This window comes from Actinomadura sp. K4S16 (assembly GCF_008327685.1).
GTDB lineage: Bacteria > Actinomycetota > Actinomycetes > Streptosporangiales > Streptosporangiaceae > Spirillospora.
This window is the reverse complement of the sequence record NZ_BDDE01000021.1, coordinates 152,150-165,413: the sequence shown is the minus strand read 5'-3', so window position 1 is coordinate 165,413 and position 13,264 is coordinate 152,150. Positions and strand designations below refer to the sequence as shown.

At 72.7% G+C, this 13,264-nt stretch carries 10 protein-coding genes; 5 read left to right on the top strand and 5 right to left on the bottom strand.

Annotation, left to right across the window (positions count from 1 at the left end; all coding sequences use genetic code 11):
* Positions 1-26: 26 nt before the first annotated feature.
* Positions 27-1,520 carry a sulfatase gene (locus K4S16_RS33525; protein WP_160161115.1) on the bottom strand — a complete coding sequence of 498 codons (1,494 nt, stop codon included), beginning with the start codon at positions 1,518-1,520 and terminating at the stop codon, positions 27-29.
* 154 nt (positions 1,521-1,674) lie between these two features.
* Between K4S16_RS33525 and K4S16_RS33520 the strand changes: the two genes are divergently transcribed.
* Positions 1,675-3,159, top strand: coding sequence for a family 43 glycosylhydrolase (locus K4S16_RS33520; protein WP_149263078.1), 1,485 nt, complete (start codon positions 1,675-1,677; stop codon positions 3,157-3,159).
* On the opposite strand, the gene K4S16_RS33515 is transcribed toward K4S16_RS33520, so the two are convergent.
* Genes K4S16_RS33515 through K4S16_RS33500 form a run of 4 tightly spaced genes read right to left on the bottom strand, consistent with a single transcriptional unit; the run spans position 3,141 to position 8,197 of the window.
* Positions 3,141-4,679, bottom strand: a complete 1,539-nt coding sequence (locus tag K4S16_RS33515) for a glycosyltransferase family 39 protein (RefSeq protein WP_149263077.1) — start codon at positions 4,677-4,679, stop codon at positions 3,141-3,143. The two genes, K4S16_RS33520 and K4S16_RS33515, sit on opposite strands and share 19 nt — an antisense overlap.
* Positions 4,663-5,679, bottom strand: a complete 1,017-nt coding sequence (locus K4S16_RS33510; RefSeq protein ID WP_149263076.1) for a glycosyltransferase — start codon at positions 5,677-5,679, stop codon at positions 4,663-4,665. The genes K4S16_RS33515 and K4S16_RS33510 overlap by 17 nt, the downstream gene beginning before the upstream one ends.
* Positions 5,676-6,863, bottom strand: coding sequence for a hypothetical protein (locus tag K4S16_RS33505; protein WP_149263075.1), 1,188 nt, complete (start codon positions 6,861-6,863; stop codon positions 5,676-5,678). Before K4S16_RS33505 ends, K4S16_RS33510 begins: the two co-directional genes overlap by 4 nt.
* Before the next feature lie 8 nt (positions 6,864-6,871).
* On the bottom strand, positions 6,872-8,197 hold the full coding sequence (locus K4S16_RS33500; RefSeq protein ID WP_149263074.1) for a hypothetical protein: 1,326 nt from the start codon (positions 8,195-8,197) through the stop codon (positions 6,872-6,874).
* A gap of 151 nt (positions 8,198-8,348) precedes the next feature.
* Here K4S16_RS33500 and glf point away from each other — a divergent pair, with 151 nt between their 5' ends.
* Genes glf through K4S16_RS33480 form a run of 4 tightly spaced genes read left to right on the top strand, consistent with a single transcriptional unit; the run spans position 8,349 to position 13,224 of the window.
* Positions 8,349-9,518, top strand: coding sequence for a UDP-galactopyranose mutase (gene glf / locus K4S16_RS33495; RefSeq protein WP_149263073.1), 1,170 nt, complete (start codon positions 8,349-8,351; stop codon positions 9,516-9,518).
* Positions 9,515-11,548 carry a glycosyltransferase gene (locus K4S16_RS33490; RefSeq protein WP_235037232.1) on the top strand — a complete coding sequence of 678 codons (2,034 nt, stop codon included), beginning with the start codon at positions 9,515-9,517 and terminating at the stop codon, positions 11,546-11,548. The genes glf and K4S16_RS33490 overlap by 4 nt, the downstream gene beginning before the upstream one ends.
* The gene (locus tag K4S16_RS33485) at positions 11,545-12,414 is read left to right on the top strand and encodes an ABC transporter permease (RefSeq protein WP_149263072.1); all 870 of its coding nucleotides are present in this window, start codon (positions 11,545-11,547) and stop codon (positions 12,412-12,414) included. The genes K4S16_RS33490 and K4S16_RS33485 overlap by 4 nt, the downstream gene beginning before the upstream one ends.
* A 3-nt stretch (positions 12,415-12,417) precedes the next feature.
* The gene (locus tag K4S16_RS33480) at positions 12,418-13,224 is read left to right on the top strand and encodes an ABC transporter ATP-binding protein (protein WP_235037231.1); all 807 of its coding nucleotides are present in this window, start codon (positions 12,418-12,420) and stop codon (positions 13,222-13,224) included.
* Positions 13,225-13,264 lie beyond the last annotated feature (40 nt).

Sequence of the window (13,264 nt, the reverse complement as noted above, 5' to 3'; positions counted from 1 at the left end):
AGCGGCGCATAAAGGGCCGAACTTCGTCACCGGCTCCGGCCTGCGGGGGCGCAGCCGGCGCCCGCGCAGTGGGTCAGCGCGTAAAGGAGGTCGGAAAGGTGCCGGCGCCGCTGCTCCGGCAGCCCGCCGGCGGTGTTGTTCAACTCGTGCGGGTCGCGGGTCCGGTCGTAGTACTCGGTCTCCCCGCCGGTGTACTCCACGTACAGCATGTCCTCGGTGCGGATCGCGTTGTAGGTGGTCGGCGCGCCGGGCGCGGAGTCCTGCCGGTCGGGATCCAGCGGGGAGGGCGGCGGCTTGACGTGCTCGACCAGCGCGGATTCGCGCCAGTCCGCGGGGGTGGCGCCGCGCAGGAAGGGGGCGAGCGACCGGCCGTCGGCCGTCGCCGGCGGGCGCACGCCGGCCAGTTCCTGGAACGTGGGGGCCAGGTCGGTGTTCTGCGCGATCTCGCGGACCCGGCGCCCGCCGGGGACCGCGGGTCCGACGACGACGTAGGGCACCCGGATGTCGGTGTCGAAGGCGGTCATCTTCCCGCCGGCCAGCCGGTGCTCGCCCAGGTGGAAGCCGTTGTCGGAGCCGAACACCAGGTAGGTGTCGCGGTCGAGGCCGCGCTCCTTCAGCGCCGTCCGGATCCGGCCGATCATCTCGTCGACCGACTGCACCATCCTGACCCGGTTGCGGAAGCCCTCGTCGATGCGGCCGATCCCGGGCTTGCGCAGCCTCGGGTGCGACCGCAGCCAGGACGGCTTGTCGCGGACGTCGGCCTCGTTGAACGACGGCGGCCGGGGAGCGGTCAGGTGGCCGAACAGCGAGGCGTGGCGCGGAGCGGGCACGAACGGCCCGTGCGGCGCGAACGTCGAGATCTCGATGAAGAACGGCTGCCCGGACTTTCCGGACCGCTGGACGAACTCGACGCCCTTGTTCGCCAGCACGTCGGTCAGGTAGTCCTGCGGCCGGGCGCCGTAATGGACGAGGCGGCCGTTCTCGTTCATGTTGTAGTCGTACTCGGGATAGCCGTTGCCGGTGACGTGCCACTCGTTCCAGCCCGGCGGGACGTACGGCTTCGTGTCGCCCTGGGTGTCGTTGGGCTGGTAGCCGTTCATGTACTTGCCGAGCAGCGCCGTCCGGTAGCCGGCCTTCTGCAGGGACGGGGCGAACGACGCCTGCTCGCCGCCCTTGTCCTTGAAGACCTGGTAGCCGCCGTCGGGCGGGAAGTTCGTGCGGACCCCGGTGTTGTGCGGGTACCGGCCGGTGAAGATCGTGGCGCGGGAGGTGCAGCAGAGCGAGTCCGCCATGATGAAGTTGTCGAAGGTGAGCCCCTCCCGCTGCATCCGCAGCACCTGCGGCATGTGCGCGACGAGGTTCCATGACAGGTCGTCGGTGAGCACGAAGACGATGTTCGGGCGCTTCGGGGCCTTCGTCTGCTTCGGTGTGGAACGTTCGGCCTGCTGGGGGAGGCAGCCGCTCAGCCCGAAGGCGGCGATCAGGCACAGCACGACCGCGAGCCGCCGATGCCGGATCAACGTCCGTGCCTCCTCCGTGCCGAGCGTCCCGTCCGCGGTGAACGTGCTCTGTCCGTGACGGGATCGCGGGGCAAGCGTAACGATCCGGACGCCGTTCGCACATTCGAGGGCCGTTGGGCGTCCGGCCGCGATTGTTGGCATGATGCGGGGTGCCATGAGGTGGACGAACCGTGATCCGCGGGCGCTCGCACCGCTGCTGCCGCTGGTCGCGGGGGCCGCGATCAGCGCCCTGGTCGGGCTGGTCGTCTGGCTGGCCGTGTCCGTGGTCCCGGTCTCGGGCGGACCCGGCGTCCGCCCGCCGGGCGGGTCCGGCCGGGGCGGCGCCGACGCGCCGGAGGGCGCTCCACCGCCGAGTCCGGCCGGCTCTCCGGCGGCGATCGACCCGCCCGGCTACGCGCCCGCCGAACCGGTGATCGACGGTCCGTTCGCCGACCCGACCATGATCAAGGTGGCGGGGACGTACTTCGCCTACGGCACCAACAACGGGGACGCGACGGTGCCCGTCGCGACGGCCCAGTCACCGACCGGCCCGTGGAGGCCGGTGCCCGGCGACGCTCTGGCCCGGCTTCCGGCATGGGCCACCGGAGGCCGGACCTGGGCACCGGAGGTCGTCCCGCCGCGCGACGGGTCGCGTTCGTACGTCCTGTACTTCTCCGCGCGCCGCAAGGACGGCGACCACCAGTGCATCGGTGTCGCGACCGCGTCCGCGCCCGCGGGCCCGTTCGTCCCGCAGGAGGGCGGACCGCTCGTCTGCCCGTTGGAACTCGGCGGTGCGATCGACCCGGCGTCCTACATCGAGCAGGACGGCGCCCGCTATCTGCTCTACAAGAGCGAGGAGCGGAAGACGGCGGCGATCTACCTGGTCAGGCTGAGCCCGGACGGACTGCGCCTGGCCGGCGCGCCGAAGCAGATCATGGGGCGCGCGGCGGACGAGCCCGTCCTGGTGGAGGCGCCCGACCTGGTCCGGCGGGGCGGGAAGTACGTGCTGCTGTACTCGGCGGGCTGGTACTTCAAGCCGAACTACCAGACGCGCTACGCCGTGGCGTCCTCGATCGAGGGACCGTACGCCAAGGGCGGTCCCGTGCAGTCCACCGGGCTGTACGGCGGGAAGGTCGAGGGGCCGGGCGGCGCGGACGTGTTCGGCGACGAGACCGGTGACTACCTCGTCTTCCACGGGATCCTCGACTCCCGGGGCGGCTCCGGCCTGGTCCGGGGCATGTACGTCGCCCGGCTCGGCTGGGACGGCGCGAGGCCCGCCGTCCAGGGCGTTCCCGTCCGGTACGAGGCGGAGCGGGGACGGCTGAACGGCTGCGTCTCGGCGCTGGCGCGGCCCAACGCGTCCGGCGGGTCGGCGATCGGCCCGTTCGCCCGCGACGACTGCCGCGCCGAGGTGCCCGTGTTCGCGCCCGCCGCGGGCCGGTACGCGGTGGGCGTCCGGTACGCCAACCGCTCCGGCCGCGACTCCGACCTGGAGGTGTCGGTGAACGGCTACGCCGCGACGTCCGTGCGGCTGCGTGCCACGGAGGGCGCCGGCTGGGGGTCCGTCACGGCGACGGTGGAGCTGGCCGCGGGCTGGAACACGATCGGGCTGCGGCGCCTGGACGGTCAGGGGCAGATCGACTACCTGGAGCTGCGGTAGGGGCCCGTCCGCTCCAGCAGGACGAGCCGGCCGCCCCGGTAGGTCCAGATTCCGGCCTGCCGCCAGGGCCCGGCGGACCATACGGCCCCCTCCCGCCGCACGATGACCGGTTTGTGCGGCTGGAGCGACCGGTGGTCCATCAGCCACACCCGGTCGACCCGGGCGAGCCTCGGCGGCAGCTCGCGGGGGAGCAGGTCACGCCCCTTGAGGCTGGCGTCGGCCACCGGATCCGTCCTCATGCCGAGGTCGCGGAGCCTGCCGAAGACGTCCGGATAGGCGGCGGCGCTCCATCGCACGCTCCCCGCCAGGTAGACGACGGCGTCCCCGGGCCGGGCATGGGCCCGGACGGCATCGGCCGCCGCGAGCATGTCGTCGGGACGGCTGTCCTGGCGGCGGATGTAGTCGTGGACCCGGATGGACGGGCCGACGAGTGCGGCCGCTGCCGCGACCACCAGCGTGGCGCGGGCGGCGGGGTGGCGCACAAAGGCGGGGATCCCGGCCAGACCGGCGCCGGCGAGCAGCGCCACCGAGGGCAGGCAGTAGGTCGTGTACCGGTAGTAGAAGACCGGATCACCGAGGCCGGAGGCGAGGAGCAGCAGGGCGGTCGGGACGACGGCCCATGGGAGCGCGACGGCGGGCAGCGTGGCCGTGCGGTGGGGAAGCGAGGCGCGACCCCGCACGCTCGCGACCACGCCGAGCAGCGCGAGCGCCACGACGGGCGCGACGAGCGCCCGGTCGCCGGCCAGGAACTGGAGTTGCGTCCACGCGACGTCCCACGAGGGGCGGGGGAGCCACTTCACCTGGCTTTTCTGGTCCTGCGCCGCGAGCGCCAGCACCACGGGCGGAGTCGCGGCCGCCGCCGCGGACACCAGCCAGCGCAGCCATGCCCCGGCCTTGGGACGGGTCACCAGAAGGGTCATGCCGTGCGCCGCGAGCAGCAGGATCCCGTGCAGATGGAGGAGTCCCAGCAACGCGACCGCGGGGGAGTAGGCCGCGAACCATCGCCACGGACGCCGCTCGTCCCGGTCCAGAGCCCGCACGAGCAGGTACGTCGCGAGCACCGCGACCGCCGCGGTCATCGCATAGGAGCGCGCCTCCTGTGCCCACCGGCTCGTCTGCGGGGCGACGGCCCACACCAGCCCGGCCGCGAGCCCGGCCGTCGGCCCGAGGCAGCGGCGGCCGACGACGGCCACACCCGCGGCGGCCGCCGCCATGGCGAGGACGCTCGGCAGCCGCAGCGAGAGCGCGCCCGTCCCGAACACGGCCACCCACGGCTTCATGAGCAGGTAGTAGAGGGCGTGGACGAGGTCCAGATGCGGGAAGACGCGCAGCATGTCGCCGTACGACCGCGTCGTCATGCTGATCGTGGCGGCCTCGTCGAGCCACAGCGAAGGGGTGCGGATGCCGACGAGCGACACGGCGAGCGTTAACGCCGCGCAGGCGAGCGGGGTCGTCGGCCCGGCGAGCCACCGCGCGCCCCGGGCCGTGGCGTCCCGTGGCGGGTCAGCCGTCGCGACCATGAACTCGACCGCCGGGAGGCGACCCGGCCCCGCCGTCCCCCCGGGTCCCGGTCTCCTGGAGGACTCCGTTCTCTCGCAGGATCACTTCGGTCGGCCTCGGGCGGGTGAACAGGCCGTCCCTGACACCGCGGACCAGGGCGCGGCGCAGCACGGCGCGGTCGGAGGATCCGGCGAACGTGCGGGCCCAGCGCCGGACCGTCGACCCCGCGTACAGGGCGCGTTCCGGCGGCGCGAGCCCGCGGCTCCCGGTGAACAGCCAGATCTTGTTGCGCACCTCGTAGAAGAAGCGGTCGCCCGGGTCCGCCTCCGTCCCGCCGAACTCCCGGGTCTTGTGCACCACGACGCTGGCCGGGCAGAGGAGCCCGCGGCGCCCGCGCAGCAGCCGCGTCGTGAACTCGAAGTCGTCGTTCCAGAGGAAGTAGTCGGCGACCGGCAGCCCGCGTTCGCGCACCGCCGCCGCGTCCACGAGCGCGGACACGAAGGACGCCGACCGGATCGGCACACAGCCCGCCGCGCGCGCGATCCGCGACTCGGCGGCCGTCGCCCGCGGCTTGGGGCGGGGGGTGTTCATCGGATGGTCTCGGCCGTCGGTCCACACGACCTTGCTCGCCACGAGCGCGGGCGCCCCGTCCTCCCCGGTCGAGGCTCTCGTCCGCGCGTCCAGCAAGGCCGCGAGGGCCTCCGGCTCGGGCACGGTGTCGTCGTCCAGCAGCCAGAGCAGGTCGGCGCCGCCGTCCAGCGCCCGGGCCATGCCCGCGCTGAAGCCGCCGGCTCCGCCGATGTTGCGGGGGAGGGCGAGCAGGTCCACGCCGGGGAACAGTTCGGCGACCATCGCGGCGGTGCCGTCGGCGGACGCGTTGTCGACCACGGTGATCCGGTCCGGTGGGCGCGTCTGGGCGTCGAGCGCGGCCAGGGCCTCGTGGAGGAGGCCGCGCCGGTTGTAGGTGACGACGACCGCGGTGACGGACGGTCGGCCTTGAGGCCGCGGGCCGCGGCTCACGGGCTGCGCCTGCCCGCTGCCCGCCGGGCGGCGCGCTGCAGCGCCGGCGGCGGCGAGGCGGCGATCTCCATGAGCCGCTCCAGGTTCTCGCGGACGCCCGTCATCTCGCTTTGCAGGTGGGCGAGCCCGACGCGTTCGCGCGCCAGCGCCAGATCCTCCAGCAGATGCACGACCACCCCGACGGACGCGGTCGCGATCAGTTCGTCGGGGACGTCGCCGGGAAGCATCGCGGCCTCCGGTGCCCTGGACGTCGTCAGCTCGTCCAGGTCGCCGACCACGTCGTAGCCCGACGCGCGCAGCGACTCGGCCAGCTCGCGGGTCCGCCGGGCCGCCCACTCGGCGTGCCGCGCGGGCAGCCCCATCCGGGTCCGGCCGCCGCCGGACCCGCCGGTGGGTCCGTGCCCGAGGAGGTACTCCCGCACCATGGGCTCGTAGTCGCCGCCCAGCGCCGGGCCGAGCCTCTCGTTCAGGCGGCGGAGCAGCTCCGCCTCGACCGCCGACATCGGCTCGTCCCCGTGGATCCCGCCGAGGTCGCACACGCCGTCCTCGACGCCGATCAGGCCCCGGAACCGGTCCCACATCACGGCGGCCCGGCCGCCGGGCGGTGGCAGCGTGAGGACGTGGACGCGTTCCGCCGGCACCGCGGAGCCCCAGGTCCGCAGCACCCGCACCGGGTCGTGCAGGCCCCAGAACATCTCCCCGTAGGGCTCCGGCGCTTCGAGGCCGAGCTCGACGAGGTCGTCGACGAAGCGCTCGAACGTGATGGTGTGCGCGTGCCGGATCTGCTCCTGCCAGTCGAGGATCAGCTGCCGGCCGAGGTCGCGGGTGGCGAACACGACGTGCACCTCGGCCGGCTCCAGCGCCTCCACCGCCCGCTTGACCTGCTGTTCGGTCGCCCCGCCCAGCAGCGGCTGGGAGAAGGCGACCGCGGGGCCGTCCCACTCGCGGGCACGCTGCGCGACGCGGTCCCACGCGCCCTCCCAGTTCGGGTCGCGGTGGCCGCCCCAGCTCGTCTCGCGCAGGTCCATCACGGCCGCGAAGTTCTCCTGCGGCTCGGCGACCGGGTAGCAGACACCGGCGTCGCCCAACCGCCGCCGGTTGCCCCACAGCACCCGGTGCAGGAACTCCGCCTCGGCCACCGGCGCCCCGACATGCAGGTATACGGACTTTCCAGGGTCCCCCATGCGGGTGCTCACCTCGTTCTCGTCTTCGCGCCGGACCGGTCCGTCCCGCCCTGGATCCTGCGGTAGGCGCTGCGAAGCCGGACGGCCGCCTGGTAGCGCTCCCGAGCCGTCCGCTTGGCCCGCTCGACGAGCGGAACGGTGTCCTGGACGAGCCGGCCCGTCGTCTCCAGCAGGTCGGCCGACTCCGCGCGCAGCATGTCGATCCGGTCGCGGACGGCGGTTCCTGCGCCGGGCACCGCGGCGGCCCGGTCGCCGGTCTCGCGGACGCGGAGCAGCAGCGCCGCGACCGCGTCGACGCCCACGTCCGCCATCTCCGCCCAACGCGCCTCGTCGGGCGGCGGCGCGGGCGCGGTCCCGAGCGCGGGGCCGGCCGCCGCCGAAGGCATCAGCTCGTACAGGTCGCCCACCACGTGGTAACCCGCCGCGCGCAGTGCTTCGACGGTCTCGACCGCCCGTTCCGTCGCCCAGGGGACGTGTTCGCGGGGCAGCTCGATCCTGGCCGGATGCGGCCGCCCGGCCAGGACCTGCTGCGCGAGGAAGTGCTTCACGTGCGCGTTGTAGACGGGCCAGCCGACATGGTCGCCGAGGGCCTCGTTGAGGCGCAGCAGGAACTGCGTCTCGCTCAGCCCGAGCGACGGGTTGGCGAACGTCCGGGACAGGTCGTAGTCCTCCGCCCCGAGGCCGGTCACCGCGCAGAAGCGCCGCCAGAGCAGGTCGCGCGGCGCGCCTGGCCGGGGCAGGGTGATGACATGGACCCGCTCCGGCGGCAGGCTCTCGCCCCAGCGTGCGAGCACCTCGACCGGATCCTGCAGCCCCCAGAACAGCCGGGCGCTCTCGTAGTCCTGCCAGTCCCGCCGCCGCAGCGCGGCCACGAACTCGTCGAACGAGGTCGTGAAGCGGTTCTTGACGTCCTCCTGCCAGTGGGCGGGGATCTGCCGGCCGAGGTCGCGCACGGTGAAGACCACATGGACATCGGCGAAACCGAGGTCGGCCATGGCCTGCCGGATCTGGTGCGGCGGGGCGGGGGCGAACAGCTCCTGCGAGAGGATGACGGTGCCGCGCCACGCGCGGGCCTCGGCGACCAGTTCGGGCCACGCTCCGCGCATCGCGGGGTCGGACGCGTCGCGGAAGAACGTCTGCCGCAGGTCGAACGCGGCGCGGGCGTGCGAGGCCACGTCGCGGCCCGGGAAGAGGACGCCGTGCTCGCGCAGCCGGTCGCGGTTGTGCCAGAGCACCTGCTGCAGGAACGTCGTGCCGCTCTTGGCCGCCCCGACGTGCAGGTAGAGCGCAGGGCGCGCACTGTGCGCCGCACTACCGGGAGTGGGTGGGGGCACCGCGATCCTCGGCTTCCTGCGCCGGTACTGATCGAACCCCGGGTATCTTAGCCGCATTCCGTACACACGGATCCGGCCGCCGCCCCGGTGCGGCCTGGTCCCTTCGCTCCCCGCACGAGTCGGATGGACACCCCCGGATGGACACAGTCCAGTGAACGTTGATCTCGTGGTGGCCGGTTCCGGATTCTTCGGTCTCACGGTCGCCGAACGATGCGCGGCCGGGCTCGGCCTCCGCGTCCTCGTGCTCGATCGCCGCGACCACATCGGAGGGAACGCCTACAGCGAGGCGGAGCCGGAAACCGGCATCGAGGTGCACCGCTACGGCGCGCACCTCTTCCACACCTCCAACGAGCGGGTGTGGGAGTACGCGAACCGGTTCACCTCCTTCACCGGCTACCGGCACCGCGTGTACTCGACCTACAAGGGCCGGGTCTACTCGATGCCGATCAATCTCGGCACGATCTGCGAGTTCTTCGGCCGGGTCTTCACGCCGGACGAGGCGCGCGCGCTGATCGCCGAGCAGGCCGCCGAGGTGCGCCGTCCGGCCAACCTGGAGGAGCAGGCGATCTCGCTGATCGGGCGTCCGCTGTACGAGGCGTTCATCCGCGGCTACACCGCCAAGCAGTGGCGGACCGACCCCCGCGACCTGCCCGCGGAGATCATCACCCGGCTGCCGGTGCGCTACACCTTCGACAACCGGTACTTCGACGACGCCCACGAAGGCCTCCCGGTCGACGGCTACACCGCCTGGCTGGAGCGGATGGCCGACCACCCGCGCATCGAGGTCCGGCTGAACACCGACTTCTTCGACCTGCGGGACGACGTCGTCGGCAACGTGCCCGTCGTCTACACCGGTCCGCTGGACCGCTACTTCGACCACGCCGAGGGCGAGCTCGGCTGGCGGACGCTGGACTTCGAGACGGAGGTCGTGCCGACCGGCGACTTCCAGGGGACCCCGGTCATGAACTACGCCGACGAGGACGTCCCCTACACCCGGATCCACGAGTTCCGGCACTTCCACCCCGAGCGCGCGGACTACCCGTCCGACCGGACGGTGATCATGCGGGAGTACTCGCGGGCCGCCGCGCGCGGCGACGAGCCGTACTACCCCGTCAACACCGCCGCCGACCGGGCCCGGCTGCTCGCCTACCGCGAGCTCGCCAAGCGCGAGGACGGCGTCCTCTTCGGCGGGCGGCTCGGCACCTACAAGTACCTCGACATGCACATGGCAATCGCCAGCGCGCTCAGCATGGTCGACAACAGGCTGCGTCCCCATTTCGGCGAGGGTTCGCGTCTTACTAGCGGAGGTGTGGCCGAGTGACCGAACATGCCGAGCCGTCCGGCGGGAGCGGCGCCGTCCCCGACCTGCGGGTCCTGCAGCGGGTCGTGATGCCGGTCGACCGCGACCTGGACGTCCTCAAGCTGTACGTCGAGGGCGAGATCGCCCGCGGCGCCGAGGCCCTCGCCGCCGAGGCCGCCGCCGAGCCCGGGATCCCGGCGGAGGGGGCAGAGGACGTCGGCCGCCGCAGCGTGGTCGTCCCGGTCGGGCGGCGGGTCTCGTTCGCGACCTACTTCAACGCCTTCCCGGCGAGCTACTGGCGGCGCTGGACGTCGGTGGAGGAGGTCGTGCTGCGGATCCGGGTGCGCGGCCAGGCCACCGTCATCGTCTACCGGTCCAGCGCGAAGGGCCACGTCCAGCGCGTCGACTCGGTCCGCGTCGACTCCGAGACCTCGTGCGAGGAGACGTTCCGGCTGACGCTGCGCCCGTTCATCGACGGCGGCTGGTATTGGATGGACGTGCTCGCCGGGGAGCGCAACGCCGTCCTGGAGCGGGCCGACTGGTGCGCCGACACGAGCGCCACCGGGCCCGTCCGGCAGGGCCGGGTCAGCCTCGGCATCACCACGTTCAACCGGCCGGGCTTCTGCGTCGACCAGCTCGTCGCGCTCGGCGGCGCCGCCGAGGCGCTGGAGGTGGTGGACGCCGTGTACGTCGTCGACCAGGGGACTCAGCGCGTCCGCGACGACGAGGGGTTCGAGCGCGCCGCGGCGGTCCTCGGTCCGAAGCTGCACGTCATCGAGCAGGGCAACCTCGGCGGCTCCGGCGGCTTCTCCCGCGCCATGGACGAGACCGTCAGGGCCGGGACCAGCGACTACGTCCTCCTCCTCGACGACGACGTGGTCACCGAGACCGAGGGCGTTCTGCGCGCCGTCGCGTTCGCCGACTTCGCCCGCACGCCGACGATCGTCGGCGGCCATATGTTCAACCTGTTCGTCCGCTCGCAGCTGCACGCCTACGGCGAGACCATCGGGCGGTACCGCTGGTGGTGGGAGGAGGCCCCGCACACCAAGCGCGAGCACGACTTCGCCAAGCCGCCGGACCCGAGACCCCGCGCGAAGACCAGCTCGGGCAGCCTGCTCAAGACGAAATGGCTGCACCGGCGCGTCGACGTCGACTACAACGGCTGGTGGATGTGCCTCCTCCCCACCGATGTCGTCCGGAAGATCGGGCTGTCCATGCCGATGTTCATCAAGTGGGACGACGCCGAGTACTGCGTCCGCGCCGGCGAGGCGGGCTTCCCCACCGTGACGCTGCCGGGCATGGCCGCCTGGCACGTCCCCTGGCAGGACAAGGACGACGGCATCGACTGGCAGGCGTACTTCCACGAGCGCAACCGCCTGGTCACCGCCCTCATGCACTCGCCGTACGAGCGCGGCGGCAACCTGCTCAAGGAGAGCTTCATCATCTCGGTGAAGCACGCGCTCGCCATGCAGTACTCCACCGCCGAGCTGATGCTGTCGGCGATCGAGGACGTGCTGCGCGGGCCGGAGCACATGCACGCGGAGATCGCCTCGAAGCTGCCCGAGATCCTGGCGTTCCGCGCCGCTTTCCCCGACGCCCAGAACCGCCCAAGCCACGAGGAGTTCCCGCAGGTACGGCGCGCCAGGCCGCCGAAGCGCGGGCGCGAGTTCAAGCCGCCGCGCGGCACGGTGAACGTGCTCGCGAGCGCGATGCTCGGCACCGTCAAGCAGCTCCGTCCGGTCGACCCCGGCTCGCACGGCAACCCGCAGGTCGTCGTCCCGCACATCGACCGGCACTGGAGCCTGCTGTCGCAGGTCGACAGCGCCCTCGTCTCCTCGGCGGACGGCACCAGGGTGGCCTGGTACCAGCGCGACCCGGAGCGTTTCCGCGCGCTGCTGCGGCGCACCTCGCTGCTGCACGCCCGGCTCGGCCGCGAGTGGCCGGAGCTGAGCCGCCGCTACCGGGCCGCGATGGCCGAGATCGCGTCCCCCGAGGCCTGGCGGGCGACCTTCGAGTCGGCGGACGGCGCGGACGGGGGAGCGGCCGGATGACCGTCGCGCCGGTCCGCGCCGTCGACGGGATGCGGGCGCCCGGAGGCGACGGAGGCCTGCGCCGGACCTTCCGGGAGAAGTACCTGCTGCGACTGCTCGTACGCCGGGAGCTCCGGGCCCGCTACAAGGGCTCGCTGCTCGGCCTCGGCTGGTCCTACGTGCGGCCGGCCGTGCACTTCGCGGTCTACTTCTACGTCATCGGCGTCTTCCTGGGGATGGACGACCGGGTCGAGGACTTCCCGATCTACCTGTTCTCGGGCATGGTCCTGCTCAACCTGTTCACCGAGACGCTGCACTCGACGACCCGCTCGGTGACGGGCAACGCCGCGCTCGTCAACAAGGTGTTCCTGCCGCGCGAGCTGTTCCCGACCGCGTCGGTGCTGGTCTCGCTCGTGCACTTCCTGCCCGGGCTGATGATCCTGCTGGGCGGGTCCGTCGCCGCCGGGTGGCGGCCGTCCCCGGCGGACCTGGGCGCGGCCCTCTACGGGTTCACGATCATCGTCGTGCTCGGCTTCGGACTCGGGCTGTTCTGCGCGGCCGTGAACGTGTTCTTCCGCGACCTGGAGCAGGTCGTGGACATCTCCATGGTCGCCATCACCTGGTCGGTGCCGATGATCTATCCGTGGACCCACGTCCGGGAGCACGCGCCCGGCTGGGTGCTGGACCTCTACCTCGCCAACCCGCTCGTCAGCGCCGTCTCCCTGTTCCAGCGGGCCTTCTGGTTCCCCGGGACCCGCGGCGACTTCGCCTTCCCGCCCCACCTGTACGCCCACGCCGGTGTCTCCCTGGCCGCCAGCGTGCTGGTGTTCATCGCCGGGCACGCGGCGTTCTCCCGCATGCAGGCGCGTTTCGCGCAGGAGCTGTAGCCGTTGACCTCCTCGAACCCGACCCCGGTGCCGTCGATCGTCATCGACCGCGTCACGAAGAACTTCACGCTGCGGCACGCGCGCTCGATCAAGGAGATGAGCGTCCGCGCGCTGCGCGGGCAGCGCCTGTCGGACCGCTTCAGGGCGCTGGACGAGGTGAGCCTCACCATCGGCCAGGGCGAGACCGTCGCGCTCATGGGACTGAACGGATCCGGCAAGAGCACCCTGCTCAAGCTGATCTCCGGGGTGATGCGGCCGGACAGCGGGTCGGTGCTCGTCCGCGGGCGCGTCGCCGGGCTGATCGACGTGGGCGCCGGCCTGCACCCCGAGCTGACGGGCCGCGAGAACGTCTTCCTCAACGGCGCGATCCTCGGCATGCCGCAGGCCGAGATCGCCCGGAAGTTCGACGCGATCGTCGAGTTCTCCGGCGTCGAGCGCTTCCTGGACGACCAGGTGAAGTTCTACTCCTCCGGCATGTTCATGCGGCTGGCCTTCTCGATCGCGGCGCACACCGAGCCGGACGTGTTCCTCATCGACGAGGTGCTGGCCGTCGGCGACCCGCCGTTCCGGGAGAAGTGCCTGGCCCGCATCCGCGAGCTGCGAGGCGAGGGCCGCACCATGGTCATCGTCGCGCACGACATCAAGATGCTCGTCGGGCTCTGCGACCGCGGCGTCACCATGCGGCAGGGCCGGGTGATCTTCGACGGGCCGACGGCGGAGGCCGGCCGGCTGGTGCGCGAGGACCGGGCCGCGCGCCGCGCCGCCGCGGCGGCCGGGACGCCCGCCGCGTCAGGCGATGCCGGGAGATGAGGGGATCTTGATGGATAGGGTGTCCCGAGCCGCGGCCGGG

Excerpts from the sequence above, each read along its gene's own strand:
- K4S16_RS33485 (WP_149263072.1), top strand. The coding sequence starts at position 11,545 with ATGACCGTCGCGCCGGTCCGCGCCGTCGACGGGATGCGGGCGCCCGGA.
- K4S16_RS33505 (WP_149263075.1), bottom strand. The coding sequence starts at position 6,863 with ATGGGGGACCCTGGAAAGTCCGTATACCTGCATGTCGGGGCGCCGGTG.
- K4S16_RS33520 (WP_149263078.1), top strand. The coding sequence starts at position 1,675 with ATGAGGTGGACGAACCGTGATCCGCGGGCGCTCGCACCGCTGCTGCCG.
- K4S16_RS33515 (WP_149263077.1), bottom strand. The coding sequence starts at position 4,679 with ATGGTCGCGACGGCTGACCCGCCACGGGACGCCACGGCCCGGGGCGCG.